This is a genomic window from Microbacterium sp. LB12, from assembly GCF_037150835.1.
Taxonomy (GTDB): Bacteria; Actinomycetota; Actinomycetes; order Actinomycetales; family Microbacteriaceae; genus Microbacterium.
The window spans coordinates 246,990-267,955 of sequence record NZ_JBBCPF010000006.1 but is presented as its reverse complement, the minus strand read 5'-3'; the positions used below and the strand labels follow the sequence as shown (position 1 = coordinate 267,955).

At 67.7% G+C, this 20,966-nt stretch carries 19 protein-coding genes and 2 tRNA genes; 19 read left to right on the top strand and 2 right to left on the bottom strand.

Annotated elements, in window-relative coordinates; translation table 11 throughout:
• Nucleotides 1-4 precede the first annotated feature (4 nt).
• The 10 genes from uvrA to WFM69_RS12830 all read left to right on the top strand — a co-directional run bounded on the left by uvrA (nt 5) and on the right by WFM69_RS12830 (nt 11,379).
• Nucleotides 5-2,893, top strand: a complete 2,889-nt coding sequence (gene uvrA, locus WFM69_RS12875) for an excinuclease ABC subunit UvrA (protein ID WP_337005253.1) — start codon at nt 5-7, stop codon at nt 2,891-2,893.
• Entirely contained in the window at nt 2,893-4,797 is a 1,905-nt protein-coding gene (gene uvrC, locus WFM69_RS12870; protein ID WP_337005252.1) for an excinuclease ABC subunit UvrC, read from the top strand. The genes uvrA and uvrC overlap by 1 nt, the downstream gene beginning before the upstream one ends.
• Before the next feature lie 36 nt (nt 4,798-4,833).
• On the top strand, nt 4,834-5,706 hold the full coding sequence (rapZ, locus tag WFM69_RS12865) for an RNase adapter RapZ (protein ID WP_337005250.1): 873 nt from the start codon (nt 4,834-4,836) through the stop codon (nt 5,704-5,706).
• A 67-nt stretch (nt 5,707-5,773) separates the two neighbouring features.
• A complete protein-coding gene (gene whiA, locus WFM69_RS12860; RefSeq protein ID WP_337005248.1) occupies nt 5,774-6,751 on the top strand; it encodes a DNA-binding protein WhiA in 978 nt (325 codons plus the stop codon).
• Between the two features lie 186 nt (nt 6,752-6,937).
• Nucleotides 6,938-7,564: a superoxide dismutase gene (locus WFM69_RS12855; RefSeq protein ID WP_337005246.1), complete on the top strand. Its 627-nt coding sequence runs from the start codon at nt 6,938-6,940 to the stop codon at nt 7,562-7,564.
• A gap of 114 nt (nt 7,565-7,678) precedes the next feature.
• Nucleotides 7,679-8,689: a type I glyceraldehyde-3-phosphate dehydrogenase gene (gene gap / locus WFM69_RS12850; RefSeq protein WP_337005245.1), complete on the top strand. Its 1,011-nt coding sequence runs from the start codon at nt 7,679-7,681 to the stop codon at nt 8,687-8,689.
• 10 nt (nt 8,690-8,699) lie between these two features.
• A complete protein-coding gene (locus WFM69_RS12845) occupies nt 8,700-9,914 on the top strand; it encodes a phosphoglycerate kinase (protein WP_337005244.1) in 1,215 nt (404 codons plus the stop codon).
• Complete coding sequence (gene tpiA, locus WFM69_RS12840; protein ID WP_337005243.1) at nt 9,905-10,696, top strand: triose-phosphate isomerase; 792 nt, start codon at nt 9,905-9,907, stop codon at nt 10,694-10,696. Before WFM69_RS12845 ends, tpiA begins: the two co-directional genes overlap by 10 nt.
• An 81-nt stretch (nt 10,697-10,777) precedes the next feature.
• The gene (secG, locus tag WFM69_RS12835) at nt 10,778-11,026 is read left to right on the top strand and encodes a preprotein translocase subunit SecG (RefSeq protein ID WP_337005242.1); all 249 of its coding nucleotides are present in this window, start codon (nt 10,778-10,780) and stop codon (nt 11,024-11,026) included.
• Entirely contained in the window at nt 11,026-11,379 is a 354-nt protein-coding gene (locus WFM69_RS12830) for an RNA polymerase-binding protein RbpA (RefSeq protein ID WP_337005241.1), read from the top strand. The genes secG and WFM69_RS12830 overlap by 1 nt, the downstream gene beginning before the upstream one ends.
• Nucleotides 11,380-11,442: 63 nt before the next feature.
• Here WFM69_RS12830 and WFM69_RS12825 read toward each other — a convergent pair whose 3' ends face one another.
• The gene (locus WFM69_RS12825) at nt 11,443-12,678 is read right to left on the bottom strand and encodes a hypothetical protein (protein WP_337005240.1); all 1,236 of its coding nucleotides are present in this window, start codon (nt 12,676-12,678) and stop codon (nt 11,443-11,445) included.
• A gap of 123 nt (nt 12,679-12,801) precedes the next feature.
• Nucleotides 12,802-12,872 (bottom strand) — tRNA-Gly (locus tag WFM69_RS12820).
• Nucleotides 12,873-12,995: 123 nt separating this feature from the next.
• Here WFM69_RS12820 and WFM69_RS12815 point away from each other — a divergent pair.
• The 9 genes from WFM69_RS12815 to WFM69_RS12775 all read left to right on the top strand — a co-directional run bounded on the left by WFM69_RS12815 (nt 12,996) and on the right by WFM69_RS12775 (nt 20,893).
• Nucleotides 12,996-13,069, top strand: a tRNA-Pro gene (locus tag WFM69_RS12815).
• Between the two features lie 63 nt (nt 13,070-13,132).
• Nucleotides 13,133-14,596 (top strand): trigger factor, encoded by a 1,464-nt coding sequence (gene tig / locus WFM69_RS12810; RefSeq protein ID WP_337005239.1) that lies wholly within the window; start codon nt 13,133-13,135, stop codon nt 14,594-14,596.
• Between the two features lie 69 nt (nt 14,597-14,665).
• Nucleotides 14,666-15,160: a tetratricopeptide repeat protein gene (locus tag WFM69_RS12805; RefSeq protein WP_337005238.1), complete on the top strand. Its 495-nt coding sequence runs from the start codon at nt 14,666-14,668 to the stop codon at nt 15,158-15,160.
• Nucleotides 15,161-15,241: 81 nt separating this feature from the next.
• A complete protein-coding gene (locus WFM69_RS12800; protein WP_337005237.1) occupies nt 15,242-15,838 on the top strand; it encodes an ATP-dependent Clp protease proteolytic subunit in 597 nt (198 codons plus the stop codon).
• 20 nt (nt 15,839-15,858) lie between these two features.
• Nucleotides 15,859-16,500 carry an ATP-dependent Clp protease proteolytic subunit gene (locus tag WFM69_RS12795; protein ID WP_337005236.1) on the top strand — a complete coding sequence of 214 codons (642 nt, stop codon included), beginning with the start codon at nt 15,859-15,861 and terminating at the stop codon, nt 16,498-16,500.
• 155 nt (nt 16,501-16,655) lie between these two features.
• Nucleotides 16,656-17,591, top strand: coding sequence for a sugar-binding transcriptional regulator (locus WFM69_RS12790; protein ID WP_337005234.1), 936 nt, complete (start codon nt 16,656-16,658; stop codon nt 17,589-17,591).
• Between the two features lie 29 nt (nt 17,592-17,620).
• Nucleotides 17,621-18,589, top strand: coding sequence for a deoxyribose-phosphate aldolase (deoC, locus tag WFM69_RS12785; protein ID WP_442928391.1), 969 nt, complete (start codon nt 17,621-17,623; stop codon nt 18,587-18,589).
• 13 nt (nt 18,590-18,602) lie between these two features.
• Nucleotides 18,603-20,045, top strand: coding sequence for an aldehyde dehydrogenase family protein (locus WFM69_RS12780; RefSeq protein WP_337005229.1), 1,443 nt, complete (start codon nt 18,603-18,605; stop codon nt 20,043-20,045).
• Entirely contained in the window at nt 20,042-20,893 is an 852-nt protein-coding gene (locus tag WFM69_RS12775; RefSeq protein WP_337005227.1) for an aldehyde dehydrogenase family protein, read from the top strand. The genes WFM69_RS12780 and WFM69_RS12775 overlap by 4 nt, the downstream gene beginning before the upstream one ends.
• Nucleotides 20,894-20,966: the final 73 nt, after the last annotated feature.

The following is a 20,966-nucleotide window of genomic DNA, read 5'->3' as shown; positions in this document are numbered from 1 at the left end:
ACCGGTGCCCATCGTCCCCGTTGCCTCCTCCGGAAAACTCAGTGTCCGCGGTGCCCGCGTCCACAATCTCAAGAACGTCGACATCGACATCCCGCGCGACTCCCTCGTCGTGTTCACCGGCTTGTCCGGGTCGGGGAAGTCGAGCCTCGCGTTCGACACGATCTTCGCCGAGGGGCAGCGTCGCTACGTCGAATCGCTGAGCGCGTACGCGCGCCAGTTCCTCGGTCAGGTCGACCGCCCCGACGTCGATTTCATCGAGGGGCTGAGCCCCGCCGTCTCGATCGACCAGAAGTCGACCAACCGCAACCCGCGGTCGACCGTCGGCACGATCACCGAGATCTACGACTACATGCGTCTGCTGTGGGCGCGCATCGGCATCCCGCACTGCCCCGAGTGCGGTGAGCGGATCCAGCGTCAGACGGTGCAGCAGATCGCCGACCAGCTCATGGAGCTTCCCGAGCGCACGCGCTACCAGGTCGTGGCGCCGATCGTCTCGCAGAAGAAGGGCGAGTTCGTCGACCTGTTCCGCGAGCTCGGTGCGAAGGGGTACTCGCGGGCGATCGTCGACGGCGAGCTCATCCAGCTCGCCGAGCCGCCGACGCTCAAGAAGAGCTACAAGCACGACATCGCCGTGGTGGTCGACCGCCTGGTCGCTTCCGGCGACATCCTCGGTCGGGTCACCGATTCGGTCGAGACGGCCCTGGGATTGGCCGGCGGCGTGGTGCAGATCAACTACGTCGACGGTGAGGGCGACGACGCGTGGCAGACCTTCTCCGAGAAGCTGGCGTGCCCGAACGGGCATGCGCTCACGCTCACCGAGATCGAGCCGCGCACGTTCTCGTTCAACGCGCCGTTCGGAGCCTGCCCGGCATGTTCCGGGCTCGGCACGCGCATGTCTGTCGACGTCGACCTGATGCTCGGCGACGAAGACCTTTCCATCCGTGAGGGCGTCATCATCCCCTGGACCACGCAGGGCAAGGGTCTGTTCCAGTACTACGAGCGTCTGCTCGAAGGCCTCTCGAACGACCTCGACTTCTCTCTCGACACGCCGTGGCGGGAGCTGCACTCCGATGTCCAGAACGCGGTGCTGCGCGGCGAGAACTACAAGGTCTCGGTCAAGTGGAAGAACCGCTACGGTCGCGAGATGCGGTACACCTCCGGGTTCGAGGGCGTGGTCCCGTACATCGAGCGGCAGTACCTGCAGGCCGAGTCCGACACCCAGCGCAATCGCTGGGGCGAGTACCTCCGTGAGGTCCCCTGCCCGGTGTGCGACGGCAATCGCCTCAAGCCCGAGGTGCTCGCCGTGCAGGTGCACGGCCACTCGATCGCCGAGGTCTCCCATCTCAGCCTCGCCGATGCCCGTGCCTTCATGGAGACGCTCACCCTCAGCGAGCGTGAGGCGAAGATCGCCGCCCAGGTCCTCCGGGAGATCCGGCTGCGGCTCGACTTCCTGCTGCAGGTGGGGCTGTCCTACCTCAACCTCAGCCGTTCGGCCGGGTCTCTGTCCGGTGGCGAGGCACAGCGCATCCGTCTCGCGACGCAGATCGGTTCCGGCCTGACCGGAGTCCTCTACGTGCTCGACGAGCCGTCGATCGGTCTGCACCAGCGCGACAACCGCCGACTCATCGAGACGCTGCTCACACTGCGCGACCTCGGCAACACCCTGATCGTGGTGGAGCACGACGAGGAGACGATCGAGGCGGCGGACTGGGTCGTCGACATCGGACCGGGCGCCGGTGTCAACGGCGGGGAGGTCGTGCACTCGGGTCCCTACTCGGCCCTGCTCGCCGACAGCGCGTCGATGACCGGGGAGTACCTCTCCGGTCGCCGCGAGATCCCGATGCCGACGAAGCGCCGCAAGATCGACAAGAAGCGGATGCTCAGCGTCGTGGGCGCACGCGCCAACAACCTCCGCAACGTCACGGCCGACTTCCCGCTCGGTGTGCTGACGGCGGTCACCGGCGTCAGCGGCTCCGGAAAGTCGTCACTCGTGAACGACATCCTGTACCAGGTGCTCGCCTCGCGTCTCAACGGCGCACGGACGGTCCCGGGCAAGCACACGCGGGTCACGGGACTCGATAACCTCGACAAGGTCGTGCACGTCGACCAGGCCCCGATCGGCCGCACGCCGCGGTCGAACCCCGCCACGTACACCGGCGTGTTCGACCGCATCCGCACCCTGTTCAGCGAGACGCCCGAGGCGAAGGTCCGCGGTTACCTGCCCGGTCGGTTCAGCTTCAACGTCAAGGGCGGCCGCTGCGAGGCATGCTCCGGCGACGGCACGATCAAGATCGAGATGAACTTCCTGCCCGACGTGTACGTCGACTGCGAGGTCTGCCACGGCAAGCGCTACAACCGCGACACGCTCGCCGTGCACTACAAGGGCAAGAACATCGCCGAGGTGCTGGAGATGCCGATCGAGGAAGCGGCGGAGTTCTTCGAGCCGATCCAGGCGATCCACCGCTACATGAAGACGCTCGTCGACGTCGGACTCGGCTACGTGCGGCTCGGGCAGTCGGCGACGACGCTGTCCGGCGGCGAGGCACAGCGCGTCAAGCTCGCCACCGAGCTCCAGCGTCGCAGCAACGGCCGCAGCATCTACGTGCTCGACGAGCCGACGACGGGTCTGCACTTCGAAGACGTGCGCAAGCTCCTCGAGGTGCTGAACGGGCTGGTCGACAAGGGCAACACTGTCATCGTCATCGAGCACAACCTCGACGTGATCAAGTCGGCCGACTGGGTGATCGACCTCGGCCCGGAGGGCGGTTCCGGCGGAGGCCAGATCATCGCCACGGGCACCCCGGAGCAGATCGCACGCGTCGAGGAAAGCCACACCGGGTTGTTCCTCGCCGAGATCCTGGGTGAGGGGCGCTCCGCGCGGAAGGCCAGCTGATGGCCGATGTGCTGTCGTACAAGCCACGGCAGGGGGAGATCCCCACCGATCCTGGGGTGTACCGCTTCCGTGACGCCGCGGGCCGGGTGCTCTACGTCGGCAAGGCGAAGAATCTTCGCCAGCGCCTGTCGAACTACTTCGCACCGCTGCGGACCCTGCACGAGCGCACCCGGCGCATGGTCACGACGGCGGCATCGGTGGAGTGGACCGTCGTTCCGACCGACGTCGACTCGCTCCAGCTCGAGTACATGTGGATCAAGGAGTTCGATCCGCCCTTCAACGTCCGCTACAAGGACGACAAGTCCTACCCCTTCATGGCAGTGACCCTCGGCGACGAAGCACCCCGTGTGCTGGTGACCCGCAACCGGAAGATCCCCGGCGCACGGTACTTCGGCCCGTTCCCGAAGGTCTGGGCCGTGCACGAGACCATCGACCTGATGATCAAGGCGTTCCCGATCCGCACCTGCAGCGACGCCAGCTACAAGCGTGCGATGCAGACCGGTCGCCCGTGCTTCCCCGGCCAGATCGGCAAGTGCGGCGGGCCGTGCTCGATGACCGTGACGATCGAAGAGCATCGCGCCATGGTCGACGACTTCGTCGCCTTCATGGCGGGAGGCGACGAGCGCTTCACCCGAGAGCTCACCACGCGGATGCTGGCGGCATCGGCGGCGATGGACTACGAGGCGGCGGCGAAGTACCGCGACAAGCTCGCGGCCATCGAGGCCGTACTCGGCAAGAGCGCGCTCGTGCTCCCGAGCGACGAGGACGCCGACCTCTTCGGCATCGCCGAGGACGAGCTGTCCGCGGCCGTGCAGCACTTCGTGATCCGCGGTGGTCGCGTTCGCGGTGTGCGCGCCCTCACGATCGAGAAGGAGATCGACATCACGAGCGCCGAGCTCGTCGATCAGGTCCTGCAGCAGGCGTACGGCGAGGCGCAGGACGTTCCCCGGCGCATTCTGGTGCCGACCCTTCCCGACGATGCGGCGGAGCTGGAGCTCTGGCTGCGGGAACGCCGGGGCAAGAAGGTCGAGATCGCGGTCGCGCAGCGCGGTCAGCGCGCCGACCTGATGCGCACGGCCACGCTCAACGCGCAGCAGGCGCTCATCCGGCACAAGACGCGGCGGACGAGCGACTACGTCGCGCGGACGCAGGCGCTCACCGACCTGCAGGAGGCGCTCGGGATGAGCGAGGCGCCGTTGCGCATCGAGTGCTTCGACATCTCGCATCTGGGCGGCACGAACGTGGTCGCCTCGATGGTCGTGTTCGAAGACGGTCTCCCGCGCAAAGATCAGTACCGCTCCTTCAACATCGCCGAGACCACCGACGACACCGATTCGATGTACCAGGTGCTCCGGCGACGGCTGGCGTACCTTGATCGTCCGGAAGAACCGGAGGTCATCGACCCGACGACCGACGAGATCGTCGGGCAGGACCTCGGCGAGGCGACGGCACGGCGCAAGCCCCGCTTCGCGTATCCGCCGCAGCTGCTCCTCGTCGATGGCGGTCAGCCGCAGGTCGAGGCCGCCGCCCGGGCCCTCCGTGACGCCGGTCATACCGAGATCGCGGTGTGCGGCATCGCGAAGCGCCTCGAGGAGATCTGGCTGCCGGGCGACGACTTCCCGGTGATCCTGCCGCGCACGAGCGAAGCGCTCTACCTCCTGCAGCGGCTCCGCGACGAGGCGCACCGCTTCGCCATCACGCATCAGCGCAAGCGTCGGCGCAACGACATCACCTCGGTGCTCGCCGAGGTCCCGGGGCTCGGTGCCTCGCGCATCAAGGTGCTCCTCAAGCACTTCGGATCCGTCACCGCGTTGCGGGCGGCGGAGCCGGGGCAGATCGAAGAGGTCCAGGGAATCGGGCCCGTGCTTGCTCAGAACATCCACGCGCACCTGTCCACTCGCTAGGCTGGAGGCCGAGGGGGAGAGGGAGCACTGAGAGCAATGGTTGACGGCGAGAAGGGCGAGTTCCTCATCGTCACGGGAATGTCCGGCGCGGGTCGGACGACCGTGGCGAACGCGCTCGAAGATCTCGGCTGGTACGTCGTCGACAACCTGCCCCCGCAGATCCTCCGCCCGCTGCTCGATCTGACCGATATGGGTGGCACGGCCCTGCCCAAGGTCGCGGCGGTGGTCGACGTGCGCGGGCGCAACCTGTTCGATGACTTCCCGGGCGTGGCGCGCGCGTTGCGGTCGCGTGGCTCGGTCAGGGTGCTCTTCCTCGATGCGTCCGATGACGTGCTGGTGCGTCGTTTCGAGTCGGTGCGACGTCCGCATCCGCTGCAGGGCGACGGCACTCTGCTCGACGGCATCCGCGTCGAGCGCTCCCGGCTCGCTCCGATCCGCGAGGCCGCCGACATCGTGATCGATACGTCGTCGCTCAACATCCATCAGCTGGCGACGCAGGTGTCGGACATCTTCTCCGAGGAGGGCGCCGCGAGGCACCGCGTCACCCTGCTCAGCTTCGGGTTCAAGTACGGTTTGCCGACCGACGTCGACATCGTCGCCGACATGAGGTTCCTGCCGAACCCGTTCTGGAACGAGGAGCTGCGCGGGCTGACGGGCCAGGACGAGACTGTGCGGGAGTACGTGCTCTCGCGGGAGGGCGCGAGAGAGTTCCTCGATGCCTACTCCGCCGCTCTGGTCCCGGTTCTGGAGGGATATCAGCGCGAGAACAAGAGTCATTCCACCATCGCCATCGGGTGCACGGGGGGAAAGCACCGTTCGGTGGCGATGTCGGAGGAGCTGGCGAGGAGACTCGCCGCGGTCCCCGGCGTCGCCGTGAACGTCCGTCACCGGGACCTCGGCCGAGAGTAGTCGGCCGCCCGGCCGAGTAAGCTGGACGTTTGCGTCGCGATCCGGCGCGTGAACGTGAAGGAGTGTCGTGGCACTAACCACCGACGTCAAGGCCGAGCTGGTCAGCATCCGCAATGCACCCCCGACGGTGCGTGTCGCGGAGGTCACCGCGATCCTCCGGTTCGCCGGTGGACTGCATTCGATCGCCGGTCGCGTGGCCGTGGAGGCCGAGGTGGATGCGGAGACGCTGGCACGTCGTGTCGCTCGTGACCTCGCCGAGATCTACGGCGTTCGGCCCGAGATCGCGCAGGTCCAGTCCAGCACCGCGAACGAGGGTGCGCGATGGGCGGTGCGCGTGATCGCACAGGGGGAGACCCTCGCGCGCCAGACGGGTCTGCTCGACCAGCGCCGGCGTCCCGTACGTGGACTGCCGAACCGCCTCACCACCGGCTCTCGCGCCGAGGTCGCCGGCCTGTGGCGCGGCGCGTTCCTCGCGGCGGGGTCGCTGAGCGAGCCGGGACGCTCGGCCATGCTCGAGGTCGTGTGTCCGTCGTCCGAGGCCGCGATGGCCCTGGTGGGTGCCGCGCACCGGCTGGGTGTGGCCGCCAAGGCCCGTGAAGTACGCGGGATGCCGCGCGTGGTCGTGCGCGAGGGGGAGGCGATCCGCACGATCCTCAACGAGATGGGTGCGCAGAAGACCGCCATCGCGTGGGAGGAGCTGCGTCAGCGCCGCGAGGTGCGCGCCGGCGTCAACCGCCTGGTGAACTTCGACGACGCCAACCTCCGGCGTTCCGCGCAGGCCGCGGTCGCCGCCTGCGCGCGGGTCGAGCGTGCGCTCGAGATCCTGGCCGACGACGTGCCCGATCACCTGAAGGTCGCCGGCGAGCTTCGCCTCGCACACCGTGACGCCAGCCTCGACGAGCTCGGCCACCACGCCGACCCGCCCCTGACGAAGGACGCCGTCGCCGGCCGTATCCGTCGCCTCCTGGCGATGGCGGACAAGCGCGCTCAGCAGGAGGGCATCCCCGGCACGGAGGCTGCCGTCCCGGTCGGACTCGACGTCTGACCCACCGCGACTCATCGAAGACCTCGTTCCCGACTTCCGGGGCGAGGTCTTCGTCATGTGAAGGAAGGTTCGGGGCACCTGCGGGGTTGTCGTCAGTAGGATGAAGAACGTCCGCTCTACGCCGCACATCGGCGGCGCGGAGGATCGGCAAGCGCCGCGGCGCGGCGCGGATTGGATGAAAGCGATATGGCGACCTACACGCTCCCCGACCTTCCCTACGACTTCGCAGCTCTCGAGCCGCACATCAGCGGCAAGATCATGGAGCTGCACCATGACAAGCACCACGCGGCGTATGTCGCCGGCGCGAACACGGCCCTCGACCAGCTCGCCGAGGCTCGTGAGAGCGGCAACCTCGCCAACGTCAACAAGCTCGAGAAGGACCTCGCGTTCAACCTGGGCGGCCACGTCAACCACTCGATCTTCTGGACGAACCTCTCGCCGAACGGCGGGGGCGAGCCCGAGGGTGAGCTGAAGGCGGCCATCGACGAGTACTTCGGCTCGTTCGCGAAGTTCCAGGCGCACTTCACGGCGGCGGCGACCGGCATCCAGGGCTCCGGCTGGGCCGTCCTCAGCTGGGACTCGATCGGCTCGCGCCTGATCATCCAGCAGCTGTTCGACCAGCAGTCGAACACGGCGCAGGGCACGATCCCGCTGTTCCAGCTCGACATGTGGGAGCACGCCTTCTACCTCGACTACCTCAACGTCAAGGCCGACTACGTGAAGGCCGCGTGGAACATCGCGAACTGGGAGAACGTCGCCCAGCGCCTCGACGTCGCCCGCAAGCAGACGAACGGCCTGCTGGTACTGTCGTAACCGGGTTGCGTCCCGACGGGCATCGGCTCGTCGGGACGCCCTCTCAGCCAAAAAACCAGCGCGTCATGCCTGCTGCAAAGCTGCGCATCGCGCACGAGAAACAGGGAGACCTGAGTGTCTGTCAAGATCGGTATCAACGGCTTCGGCCGCATCGGACGCAACTACTTCCGCGCGGCTCTCGCGCAGGGCGCAGACCTTGAGATCGTCGCGGTCAACGACCTCACCGACAACAAGACCCTGGCACACCTGCTGAAGTACGACTCGGTGGGCGGCGTCCTCGACGCCGAGATCAGCTACGACGACGACAGCATCACCGTCAACGGCAAGGCGATCAAGGCCTTCGCCGAGCGCGACCCCGCCAACCTCCCGTGGGGCGAGCTGGGTGTCGACATCGTCATCGAGTCCACCGGCTTCTTCACCAAGGCCGAGCTCGCCAAGAAGCACATCGAGGCCGGCGCGAAGAAGGTCCTCATCTCGGCACCGGGCACCGGCGTCGACGGCACGTTCGTCATGGGTGTGAACGAGGACACCTACAACCCGGAGACGGACCACATCATCTCCAACGCGTCGTGCACCACCAACTGCCTGGCGCCGCTCGCGCAGGTGTTCAACGACGCGTTCGGGATCGACCGCGGCTTCATGATGACCGCGCACGCCTACACCGCAGACCAGAACCTGCAGGACGGCCCGCACAGCGACCTGCGTCGTGCACGCGCCGCCGCGATCAACATCACCCCCGCATCGACCGGTGCCGCCAAGGCCATCGGCGAGGTGCTGCCGGCACTGCAGGGCAAGCTCAGCGGCTCGTCCTACCGCGTCCCGGTCCCCACCGGCTCGATCGTCGACCTCACCCTCATCACCGACCGCGAGAACCTGACGGTCGACGAGGTCAACGAGGCCTACAAGAAGGCTGCGGCCGAGGGTCGCCTGGCGGGCTACCTCCAGTACAACGAGGACCCGATCGTCTCGAGCGACATCGTGCACAACCCGCACTCGTCGATCTTCGACGCGACGCTGACCAACGTGAGCGGCAACCTGATCAAGGTGTCGAGCTGGTACGACAACGAGTGGGGCTACTCCAACCGTCTCGTCGACCTGACCGAGTACGTGGCCGAGCGCCTCTAAGCTCAGAAGCATGACTCTGCGCACCCTGGACACGCTGGGGTCGCTCGAGGGCAAGCGCGTCATCGTCCGTTGTGATCTCAATGTCCCCCTCCGGGACGGGATCATCACGGACGATGGCCGTGTCCGCGCCTCGTTGCCGACCCTCAACGCACTGATCAACGCGGGAGCCCGCGTGGTCGTGTGCTCCCACCTTGGACGCCCGGATGGCGCGCCCGATCCGCAGTACAGCCTGGAGCCGGTGGCTCAGCGGCTCTCTGAGCTGCTCGGTGCACCGGTCGCCTTCGCCCGCGACACGGTCGGCGAGTCGGCGCGGGAGGCCGTGGCCTCGCTCGAGGACGGCGGTGTCGTCGTCATCGAGAATCTGCGGTTCAACCCGGGGGAGACCGCGAAGGACGATGCCACGCGCGGAGCCTTCGCGGCGCAGCTCGCAGAACTCGGGGACGTCCTCGTCTCCGATGGGTTCGGAGTCGTGCATCGCAAGCAGGCGAGCGTCTACGAGCTCGCCGAGCTGCTTCCGTCCGCGGCGGGCCTGCTGATCGCGGCAGAGCTCGACGTGCTCGACCGCCTCACCGAGAACCCGGAGCGTCCCTATGCGGTCGTCCTCGGCGGATCCAAGGTGAGCGACAAGCTCGGCGTCATCTCGCACCTGCTTCCGCGGGTCGACAAGATCCTCGTCGGTGGCGGCATGCTCTTCACCTTCTTGAAGGCCCAGGGTCACGCGGTGGCGTCGAGCCTGCTGGAAGAGGAACAGCTCGACACCGTCCGCGGCTACATCGCCGAGGCGGCGGAGCGCGGCGTGGAGCTCGTGCTCCCCACCGACGTCGTCGTCGCAGCCTCGTTCGGTGCGGACGCCGCGCACGAGGTCGCCGCGGCCGACGCGATCGAGTCGACGCCGTTCGGTGCCTCGGGCATCGGACTGGACATCGGCCCGGAGACGGCTGCACGGTTCGCCGAGGTGATCCGCGGATCGAAGACAGTGTTCTGGAACGGGCCGATGGGCGTGTTCGAGTTCCCGGCATTCGCCGCGGGTACCAAGGCGGTGGCGCAGGCGCTCACCGAGGTCGACGGCCTCAGCGTGGTCGGTGGTGGCGACTCGGCTGCTGCCGTGCGTCAGCTGGGCTTCTCCGACGAGCAGTTCGGTCACATCTCGACCGGCGGCGGCGCGAGCCTCGAGTTCCTCGAGGGCAAGAAACTACCTGGGCTGGAGGTCCTCGGATGGGTGTGAACGCCCGTACCCCGCTGATCGCGGGAAACTGGAAGATGAATCTCGACCACCTGCAGGCGGTCGCGTTCGTGCAGAAGCTGCACTGGACGTTGAAGGACGCGAAGCACGAGGACGGCTCGGTCGAGGTGGCGGTCTTCCCGCCGTTCACCGACATCCGCAGCGTGCAGACGCTGATCGACGCGGACAAGATCCCGTTCGCGCTCGGTGCGCAGGACCTCTCTGCACACGACTCCGGTGCGTACACGGGCGAGGTGTCCGGAGCGTTCCTGGCGAAGCTCGACGCGAAGTACGTGATCATCGGGCATTCGGAGCGGCGCGAGTACCACTCCGAGGGCGACGATGTCGTGGCGGCGAAGGTGCAGGCATCGCTCAAGCACGGCCTCGTTCCCGTGATCTGCGTGGGCGAGACCGCGGGCGATCTGGAGAAGTTCGGCGCCAGCGCTGTCCCGGTGTCCCAGCTGGAGGCGGCGCTGCAGGGCGTCTCCCCGAAGGCCGACATCGTCGTGGCGTACGAGCCGGTGTGGGCGATCGGCTCCGGTCAGGCGGCGACACCGCAGCAGGCGCAGGATGTCTGCGCGGCGCTGCGCGCCGTGATCGCGAAGGTCCTCGGCGACGAGGCGGCCGCGCGTACCCGCATCCTCTACGGCGGATCGGTGAAGTCGGCGAACATCGCCAGCTTCATGCGTGAGCCCGATGTGGACGGTGCTCTGGTCGGCGGGGCGAGCCTCGTCGTGGACGAGTTCGCCGCGATCATCCGCTTCGAGAAGCACGTCGGCGTGTGAGTGCAGCGGGGCTCCGGCCCCGCTGCACCGTATACTTGACCGTTACGGGGGCGTTCCGGCCCCAGCGAAAGGCTCTCTCTCGTGGAAATTCTCGAGTTCGTCCTGCAGGTCGTGCTGGGCATCACCAGCGTTCTGCTGACTCTCCTCATCCTCCTGCACAAGGGTCGCGGTGGCGGTCTGTCCGACATGTTCGGCGGCGGCATGACCTCGGCGGTCGGCTCCTCCGGCCTCGCCGAGCGGAACCTGAACCGCTTCACGGTCGTCCTGGCGCTGACGTGGTTCGTTTCCATCGTCGCGCTGGGCCTCATCACGAAGTTCGAGGTCATCTGATGGCAACCGGTGGAAACGCGATCCGTGGCACCCGTGTCGGCTCCGGCCCGATGGGCGAGCAGGACCACGGCTACCACGCCGACCGCATCGCGGTCTCGTACTGGGACGGGCTCGGCAACGAGACCGTGCGCTACTTCGCGGCGGGCCTGCCCGAAGAAGAGATCCCGGAGATCATCGATCACCCGCAGTCCGGACTTCCTGCCGGCCGCGACAAGGAGAACCCTCCTGCGCTCGCGAAGGCGGAGCCGTACAAGACGCACCTCGCGTATGTGAAGGAGCGTCGTACCGACGAGGAAGCCGTCCAGCTCCTGGACGACGCGCTCACGCAGTTGCGCGAGCGTCGGGGCCAGTGACCTCGATCTGACATCCAAGAAGCCGCCGCGAGTCATCGCGGCGGCTTCTCTCGTCTCGGTGGCTCAGCGGCAGCCGGCGGCGGCGTCGATGTAGCTCTGCGGCGGGTAGCCGTACGCCCAGACTCCGTTGGCGTCGTCGGTGAACCCCATGCTGATGGCCCAGGCAGTCGCCCATTTCTCGATGCTGTCCTGCGTGGACGCGTCGTACATCGTCTGGCACTTCACGCTGATCGCGTGGCCGACCTCGTGGGCGATGAGCGCCCGGCTCCGTTCAGCGGGCCACTGTTCGGCGACCGAGTTCGAGAGCTCGATGGTCGCGCGTCCGGGGGAGCCCCACCACCAGGTGGTGTAGCCGCCCATGCTGCCGTTGTAGCCCGCCCCGCTGACCACGGGCGCCCAGTCGAAGTCGAGGAGCACTCCCGGCGCGAGCGAGCGGGCGAAGGCCTCGATCTCGAGGCGGGCGCTCAGCAGCGGCCCGGCCTTCTCGGCCATCTCCTCGTTCTCGGTCGCGATGACCTGCGCACCTGCCGCCTGGAGTGCGGCGTAGACGGTGGCCGCGGTGTCGTCGACGGAGGAGACGGCCGTGGCGCGGGCCGCGGCGTCGCGCAGCGCGATCACGGAGTCGTTGCGGGCGGAGATGTGTGCGGCCTCGAAGTCCCTTGCCGCAGCCCCTGCTCCTGTCACGACGGCGACGCCGCTCTCGTCGACGGCTGCGGACGCGGCCCGTGCATCGCCTGAGACGGATTCGAGTCGTCCGGCCAGGTGGGTGAGGTCGGTCTCGTCGTCGGACAGCTGAGCGGTGGCAGCGAAGAGTTCCCAGAACCAGACAGGCTTCTCCGCACGCGTCGGTCGTTCGGTCGCCATGACCTGTTCGGCGGCCGCTCCGGCCTCCTCACCGTCCGCGATCGCGGTGGAGAGCGACGTGACCGCATCTTCCGGAACGGGGATCGGCGCGACTCCGGCGTCCAGGATGACGTGCCCGGCGTCGGTCGACTCGATGAGAGCTGTGGTGGCGTGCTGTGCCTGCGCGCTCTGCGCGGTGACCGTCCTGAAGGCATCGTCCACCCGGAGTGACGCGTCGTCGTAGCCGACGTTCGCGCTCCACTGCGTCAGGCCGGCGGCGACGACGAGCACAACGGCGCCAACAAGTCCGAGGATCAATCCGGTCCGGCGACGGCGCGGAGTCGACGGAGGCGCGAGCAGGGCGGACTCGGCGGGGAATCGTGCCGGAAGGTGATGTCCGCCGGGGAACGGGGCTGCAGGAGGACCGGCGGGGGCGGCGCCGAGCGGGGTGGTCACGTCGTGGCCATTCGAGGGAGCCTTCCGGTCGGAGACGGTGTGCGTCGGTGCTGTCAGCGTATGCGACCCGGGACCGCAGATGCACGAAGGCCCTCACCGTCTGGTGAGGGCCTTTGTGAGCGGAGGGGCTGACGAGAATCGAACTCGCATCATCTGTTTGGAAGACAGAGGCTTTACCACTAAGCTACAGCCCCGGATTTCTGAGGAAGCCTCAGATCCGGTCGGAATCTGAACTCCGACGTGATCGATCATAGCGGACTGTCGGGGGTGCTCTCGTCCGTTAGACTCGGTGGGGCTGAATCTGCGTGCGGATTCCCCGGGGCGTAGCTCAGCTTGGTAGAGCGCCCGCTTTGGGAGCGGGAGGTCGCAGGTTCAACTCCTGTCGCCCCGACACGGCCCCCACGGACCTTACAGCCGCGATTCAGCGCGGAAATCACAAGGAGAACACACCAGCATGGCGAACAGCACCGTCGAGAAGCTGACCCCGACCCGGGTCAAGCTCAGCATCACGGTCACCCCGGACGACCTCAAGCCCAGCATCGCGCACGCGTACGAGCACATCGCTCAGGACGTCCAGATCCCCGGCTTCCGCAAGGGCAAGGTCCCGGCTCCGATCATCGACCAGCGCATCGGTCGCGGCGCCGTCATCGAGCACGCGGTCAACGAGGGCCTGGACAAGTTCTTCCGCGACGCGACGGTCGAGCACAAGCTGCGCGTCGTCGGACGCCCGGCTGCCGACATCACCCAGTGGCCGAACGAGAAGGACTTCTCCGGCGACCTGCTCGTCGACATCGAGGTGGATGTCCGCCCCGACATCGAGCTTCCCTCCTACGAGGGCATCACCGTCACGGTCGATGCCGTCGAGGCCGACGAGGCTGCGCTCGACGCAGAGCTCGACAACATGCGCGCGCGCTTCGGCACGCTCGTCCCCGTCGACCGTCCCGCCGCGAAGGGTGACTTCGTGGAGCTCGACCTCGTCGCCACGATCGACGGTGCCGAGATCGACCGCGCCGAGGGCGTCTCCTACGAGATCGGCTCCGGCGAGCTGCTCGAGGGCATCGACGACGCGATCGAGTCGCTCACCGCCGGCGAGGACACCACGTTCCGCTCCGCGCTCGTGGGCGGCGACCACGCCGGCTCCGAGGCCGAGGTCTCCGTGTCGGTCAAGGCCGTCAAGGAGCGCGAGCTGCCCGAGGCCGACGACGACTTCGCGCAGATCGCGAGCGAGTTCGACACGATCGCCGAGCTCCGCGCGAGCCTCGCCGAGCGCGTCGCGCAGCAGGGCGTCTTCACGCAGGGCTCCGCTGCCCGCGACAAGCTCGTCGAGACCCTGCTCGAGCAGATCGAGATCCCGGTCCCGCCGCAGCTCATCGAGGACGAGGTGCACAACCACCTCGAGGGTGAAGGCCGTCTCGAGGACGACGTGCACCGCGCCGAGGTCACCGAGGCGAGCGAGAAGCAGTTCCGCACGCAGGTGCTGCTCGACACGATCGCCGAGCAGGCCGACGTGCAGGTCTCGCAGGAAGAGCTGAGCCAGTACCTGATCCAGTCCGCGGCGCAGTACGGCATGGCTCCGCAGGAGTTCGTCGAGGCGCTGCAGTCCTCGAACCAGCTCCCCGCGCTCGTCGGCGAGGTCGCCCGCAACAAGGCCCTCGCGATCGCGCTCGGCAAGGTGAAGGTCGTCGACAGCAACGGCAAGGCCGTGGATCTGTCCGACTTCATCGTCACCGACGACGAGGCCGAGACCGAGTCGGCCGAGGCGGAGGAGAAGCCCGCCAAGAAGGCTCCTGCCAAGAAGCCCGCTGCTAAGAAGGCCGCCGAGAAGGCCGACGACGCAGAGGCTGCGGAGAAGCCCGCCGCGAAGAAGCCTGCGGCCAAGAAGGCACCGGCCAAGAAGGCTGCCGACAAGGCCGAGTGATCGACACGATCCAGTGAAGAGGGCGGATGCTGCGGCATCCGCCCTCTTTCGTCTCGAGGGAGAGAACCGATGAAGACCTGGGATGAGCGCGTCGATGACGTGTGGGCGGATGCGACCGGGGAGGAGGTCGGCGACGACACCATCGCCCGTATCGACGCTCTTGCGGCCGAGCGCGGCTCCGATGATGCGCGTGCCGAGTTCGAGCGTGCGGGGGCGCGTGACTCGGCAGGACGCCCGGCCGAGGCGGTCGAGCTCTACCGTCGCGCGCTGGCGCTCGGGCTCGATGAGGAGCATCGTCCTCAGTGCGTGATCCAGCTCGCGAGCTCGCTGCGCAACCTGGGGGCGTTCGACGAAGCACTCGTGGTCATCCGTGCGGAGGAGGAGGTGTCCGCGGACGGCCAGTACCGTGACGCCGTGGCCGCCGTCCATGCGCTGATCCTCGCGAGTGCCGGACGCCCCGCTCAGGGGCTGTCGGTGGCTCTTCTCGCGCTGGTACCGCACCTTCCGCGGTACCACCGCTCCATGACCGCGTACGCCCACGAGATCGCCGACGCCGACACCTGATATGCCGACGGCGAACACGGCCTGGGCACAGCAACCGCGCCGGTAGATTCGAATCACTGAAACACGGAATCAGGAGCTGACATGGCTGCAGAACCCCTCGTCGCAACGAGCGTCTTCGACAGACTGCTGAAAGATCGCATCATCTGGCTGGGCTCAGAGGTGCGAGACCAGAATGCCAACGAGATCTGCGCGAAGATCCTTCTTCTCGCCGCAGAAGACTCTGAGAAGGACATCTACCTCTACATCAACTCGCCCGGTGGCTCCATCACCGCGGGCATGGCGATCTACGACACGATGCAGTTCGTCCCGAACGACATCGTCACCGTGGGCATCGGCATGGCCGCATCGATGGGACAGCTGCTGCTCACCAGCGGCACCAAGGGCAAGCGCTACATCACCCCGAACGCCCGCGTGCTGCTGCACCAGCCGCACGGTGGCTTCGGCGGCACCTCGAGCGACATCCAGACCCAGGCGCAGCTCATCCTCTCGATGAAGAAGCGCCTCGCCGAGATCACCGCCGCACAGACCGGGAAGTCCGTCGAGCAGATCAACGAAGACGGCGACCGCGACCGCTGGTTCACCGCGGAAGAGGCTCTCGCCTACGGCTTCGTCGACCACATCCGCGAGCACGCCAGCGACGTCACCGGCGGCGGCGGCACCGCGGACGACGCAGAGTAATCCGGATTCGAAAGGACATCATGTACACGCCCACTTTCCAATCCGCAGGAAACCTCCCTTCCAGCCGCTACGTGCTGCCGCAGTTCGAGGAGCGCACGGCCTACGGCTTCAAGCGCCAGGACCCGTACAACAAGCTCTTCGAAGATCGGGTGATCTTCCTGGGCGTCCAGGTCGACGACGCATCGGCGGATGACGTGATGGCACAGCTCCTCGTCCTGGAGAGCCAGGACGCCGAGCGCGACATCACGATGTACATCAACTCGCCGGGTGGCTCCTTCACCGCGATGACGGCGATCTACGACACGATGCAGTACGTCGCGCCGCAGATCCAGACGGTCGTCCTCGGCCAGGCGGCATCGGCCGCGTCCGTCCTCCTCGCCGCGGGTGCGCCCGGGAAGCGTCTCGCGCTGCCCAACGCGCGTGTCCTGATCCACCAGCCCGCGATGGGTGAGGCGGGCCAGGGGCAGGCGTCGGACATCGAGATCCAGGCGGCGGAGATCCTCCGCATGCGCACCTGGCTCGAAGAGACCATGGCGAAGCACACCGGCAAGCCGGTCGAGCAGATCAACCGCGACATCGACCGCGACAACATCCTCTCCGCCGCTCAGGCGCAGGAGTATGGAATCGTCGACCAGGTCCTCACCACGCGCAAGCGCGCCTGAGTCCGTCCGGTTCCGAAGGGGCGCCCGTCATCGTGACGGGCGCCCCTTCGTCGTCTCCGGCGTATGTGCATCCACCCCACCAGCTCATGCGCATATGAGCAATCAGATGCGCGAACGCAGTAATGGGCCTACGCTGGGGTCGGAAGGAGGATGCCGTGGAAGAAGATCTGCTCATGGTTCGCGTCGCCGAGCTGTACTACGACGAGGACAAGACCCAGGACGAGATCGGCGGGCTCCTCAAGATCTCCCGCTGGAAGGTGGGCCGTCTGCTCACGCAGGCGCGGGAACGCGGCATCGTGCGCATCGAGATCGTGCATCCGCGCGCGCGTCGGCTCGGCCTCGAGCGGCTTCTCGTCGAGAAGTTCGGACTCACGGACGCCGTCGTGGTGCCCGCTCCGGACGGCGACGACGGCACGCTCGAACGCGTGGCACAGGCGGCCGCCGACTTCCTGACGGCTCTCCGGCCCGTTCCCCGCACGCTCGGCGTGAGCTGGGGGCGCACGCTCCGCGCCGTCGCCGAGGCGCTGCCCGACGGCTGGGCGAACGGCGTGACCGTCGTGCAGCTCAACGGTGGCGTCAGCCTCAACCGACGCTCGGGTGGCGCAGCCGGACTGGCCGTCACGATCGCGCAGCGCGCCTCGGGTCAGGTGTCGCTGTTGCCGAGTCCGGCCATCCTGGAACGCGTCGAGACGAAACAGGCCATCGAGTCCGACCGCACGGTCGCCGCGGTGCTCGAGGAGGCTGCGAAGGCGCAGGCATTCCTCTTCACCGCCGGACCCTGCGATGCGTCGTCGGCCCACGTCGAGAACGGCTACCTCCGCGCGGAGGAAGTCGAAGAGCTCGCGCGGCGCGGCGCGGTCGGTGACATCCTCGGGCGCTATGTCGACGCCGAGGGCAACATCGTCGATTCGCAGCTCGACGCACGCACGGTCGGGGTCTCGCTCGATCGACTGCGCGGGGCTGCCCACGCGATCTTCGTCACGGCGGGCCCCGCCAAGCACGACATCGCGCGTACCGTTGTGACCAGCGGCCTGTGCGGCGTACTGGTGACCGATGAGACCACAGCACGAGCATTGTTGGAGGAACAGTGACGACCACAGAACTCAGCCGCAGGACGGCGGTGGACGTTCTCGGCGGTGAACCCGACGACGCCACGCTCCGGCGGTTCCTGCACGGGCTTCCCGGAGTGGACGCCGTCGGCCTGGAGCAGCGGGCGGCCGGGCTCGGGACCCGCTCGATCAAGACCACATCCAAGGCGTGGGCGCTCGACACGATCATCAAGCTCATCGATCTCACGACGCTCGAGGGCGCGGACACGCCCGGCAAGGTGCGGTCGCTGGTCGCCAAGGCGAAGAACCCCGATGCCGCTGACTCCTCAACGCCGCGGGTCGCTGCGGTGTGCGTCTACGGCGACATGGTCGGCGATGCGGTCACCGCGCTCGGAGACATGCACGGCGACCCCGACGAGGGACTGATCTCCGTCGCCGCCGTGGCGACGGCGTTCCCGAGCGGCCGTGCATCGCTCGCGATCAAGCTCGCCGACACCGCCGAGGCGGTGGCCGCCGGCGCGGATGAGATCGACATGGTCATCGACCGCGGTGCCTTCCTCTCCGGCCGCTACGGCCTCGTCTTCGACCAGATCGCCGCGGTCAAGGAGGCGTGCCGCCGCGCCGACGGCTCGTCCGCGTCGCTCAAGGTGATCCTCGAGACCGGTGAACTGAACACCTACGACAACATCAAGCGCGCCTCGTGGCTCGGAATCCTGGCCGGAGGCGACTTCATCAAGACCTCGACCGGCAAGGTGCAGCCCGCAGCCACCCTGCCGACGACGCTCCTCATGCTCGAGACGGTCCGTGACTGGCACCGGGGTACGGGCGAGAAGATCGGTGTGAAGCCGGCCGGTGGCATCCGCTCCTCGAAGGACGCGGTGAAGTACCTGGTCACCGTCGCCGAGACCGTGGGGGAGGAGTGGCTGCAGCCGCACCTGTTCCGGTTCGGTGCCTCCAGCCTCCTCAACGACGTTCTCCTGCAGCGTCAGAAGCTCAGCTCCGGCCACTACTCGGGCCCCGACTACGTCACGATCGACTGACGGGAAGACGAACATGTCATTTCTGGAATACGCTCCGGCACCGGAGTCCACCGCGATCCTGAACCTCAAGGACAGCTACGGCCTGTTCATCGACGGCGAGTTCGTCGACGGCTCGGGGTCGAGCTTCACCACGATCTCCCCGGCGACCGAGAAGCGGATCGCCGAGATCGCCGTGGCGAGCGACGAGGACATCGACCGTGCCGTCGCGGCGGCTCGTCGCGCCTACGACAAGACCTGGTCGAAGATGAGCGGCCGCGATCGGGGGAAGTACCTCTTCCGCATCGCCCGTCTCGTGCAGGAGCGGGCGCGAGAGCTCGCCGTGGCCGAGAGCCTCGACAACGGCAAGCCGATCAAGGAGAGTCGGGACGTCGACGTGCCGCTCGTCGCGTCGTGGTTCTTCTATTACGCCGGCTGGGCTGACAAGCTCGACCACGCGGGCCTCGGCGCCAACCCGCAGGCGCTGGGTGTGGCCGGGCAGGTCATCCCGTGGAACTTCCCGCTGCTGATGCTCGCGTGGAAGCTCGCTCCGGCTCTCGCCGCGGGCAACACGGTCGTCCTCAAGCCGGCCGAGACCACGCCGCTGACGGCCCTGATCTTCGCCGAGATCCTGCAGCAGGCCGATCTTCCGGCCGGTGTCGTGAACATCGTCACCGGTGCCGGGGCCAGCGGTGCCGCCCTGGTGCGCCACCCCGACGTCGACAAGGTCGCCTTCACCGGATCGACCGGCGTGGGCCGCGACATCGCGCGTGCCGTAGCCGGGACGAACAAGAAGCTGACGCTGGAACTCGGCGGCAAGGCCGCCAACATCGTGTTCGACGACGCCCCCATCGATCAGGCGGTCGAGGGAATCGTGAACGGGATCTTCTTCAACCAGGGGCACGTCTGCTGCGCCGGCAGTCGCCTGCTGGTGCAGGAGTCGATCCACGACGAGGTCGTCGACCGACTCAAGTCGCGCCTGTCGACCCTGCGCCTCGGAGACCCGCTCGACAAGAACACCGACATCGGTGCGATCAACTCCGCCGCGCAGCTGGCCCGCATCCGCGAGCTCAGCGACATCGGCGAGGCGGAGGGCGCCGAGCGGTGGACCGCGGACTGCGCGATCCCGGAGCAGGGCTTCTGGTTCGCGCCGACGATCTTCACGGGGGTCGAGGCATCGCATCGCATCGCCCGGGACGAGGTCTTCGGGCCCGTGCTGTCGGTCCTGACCTTCCGCACCCCGGCCGAGGCGATCGCGAAGGCGAACAACACGCCCTATGGCCTGTCGGCAGGAATCTGGTCCGACAAGGGTTCGCGCATCCTCGCCGTCGCGGATCGACTGCGTGCCGGCGTGATCTGGGCCAACACCTTCAACCGCTTCGATCCGTCGAGCCCGTTCGGCGGCTACAAGGAGTCCGGATTCGGTCGCGAGGGCGGCCGTCAGGGGCTCACCGCCTACCTCAAGGGAGCCGCAGCATGAGCAAGCGTCTGACCGTCCCCAAGACGTACAAGCTGGCGATCGGCGGCGCTTTCCCGCGGAGCGAGTCCGGGCGCACGTACGAGGTGCTGACCGCCAAGGGCGCCTTCCTCGCGAACGCTGCGAAGGGCTCCCGCAAGGACGCTCGCGATGCGGTAGTCGCCGCTCGCGCTGCGGTCAAGGGCTGGTCGGGAGTGACCGCCTACAACCGCGGTCAGGTGCTCTACCGCGTTGCAGAGGTGCTGGAAGGCCGCCGTGCGCAGTTCATCGACGAGATCGTCGCTCAGGAGGGCGTGTCGACCGCGGCCGCCGGCGCGCAGGTCGACGAGGCGATCGACCTCTGGATCTGGTACGCGGGTTGGTGCGACAAGTACGCGCAGGTCGCCGGCAACGCGAACCCGGTGTCCGGCCCGTACTTCAACATCTCGGTGCCGGAGCCGACCGGTGTCGTCGCGATCGTCGCCCCTCAGGACTCCGCGCTCCTGGGACTCGTCTCCGTCGTGGCACCGGCACTCGTCGCGGGCAACACGGTCGTGGTCGTGGCGAGTGAGCGGCACCCGCTCTCCGCCATCAGCCTTGCCGAGGTGCTGGCCACGAGCGATGTCCCGGGAGGTGTCGTCAACGTGCTCACCGGATCGCCGGCCGAGATCGCGCCGTGGCTCGCGTCGCACCAGGACGTGAACGCCCTCGACCTCGCCGGTGCAGGAGCTCTCGACTGGGTCGACCTGCAGATCGCTGCGGCCGAGACGCTCAAGCGCGTGCTCGCTCCCGGCGAGGTCGTCGCGTCTCCGGAGCGGATCGGCGCCTTCACCGAGGTGAAGACGGTCTGGCACACCAAGAGCATGGTCTGACCGTTTGTTGGACCGAAGAAGGGCCCTGCTGCGCATCGCGTGGTGGGGCCCTTCTTCGCGGATGGGCGTCGCA

Bases quoted from the DNA above. Each gene is read 5' to 3' on its own strand.
- WFM69_RS12800 (WP_337005237.1), top strand. From the start codon at position 15,242: ATGGCTGCAGAACCCCTCGTCGCAACGAGCGTCTTCGACAGACTGCTG.
- tig (WP_337005239.1), top strand. From the start codon at position 13,133: ATGGCGAACAGCACCGTCGAGAAGCTGACCCCGACCCGGGTCAAGCTC.
- uvrC (WP_337005252.1), top strand. From the start codon at position 2,893: ATGGCCGATGTGCTGTCGTACAAGCCACGGCAGGGGGAGATCCCCACC.
- WFM69_RS12780 (WP_337005229.1), top strand. From the start codon at position 18,603: ATGTCATTTCTGGAATACGCTCCGGCACCGGAGTCCACCGCGATCCTG.
- WFM69_RS12805 (WP_337005238.1), top strand. From the start codon at position 14,666: ATGAAGACCTGGGATGAGCGCGTCGATGACGTGTGGGCGGATGCGACC.
- tpiA (WP_337005243.1), top strand. From the start codon at position 9,905: ATGGGTGTGAACGCCCGTACCCCGCTGATCGCGGGAAACTGGAAGATG.
- WFM69_RS12845 (WP_337005244.1), top strand. From the start codon at position 8,700: ATGACTCTGCGCACCCTGGACACGCTGGGGTCGCTCGAGGGCAAGCGC.
- WFM69_RS12855 (WP_337005246.1), top strand. From the start codon at position 6,938: ATGGCGACCTACACGCTCCCCGACCTTCCCTACGACTTCGCAGCTCTC.
- WFM69_RS12830 (WP_337005241.1), top strand. From the start codon at position 11,026: ATGGCAACCGGTGGAAACGCGATCCGTGGCACCCGTGTCGGCTCCGGC.
- WFM69_RS12795 (WP_337005236.1), top strand. From the start codon at position 15,859: ATGTACACGCCCACTTTCCAATCCGCAGGAAACCTCCCTTCCAGCCGC.
- WFM69_RS12775 (WP_337005227.1), top strand. From the start codon at position 20,042: ATGAGCAAGCGTCTGACCGTCCCCAAGACGTACAAGCTGGCGATCGGC.
- rapZ (WP_337005250.1), top strand. From the start codon at position 4,834: ATGGTTGACGGCGAGAAGGGCGAGTTCCTCATCGTCACGGGAATGTCC.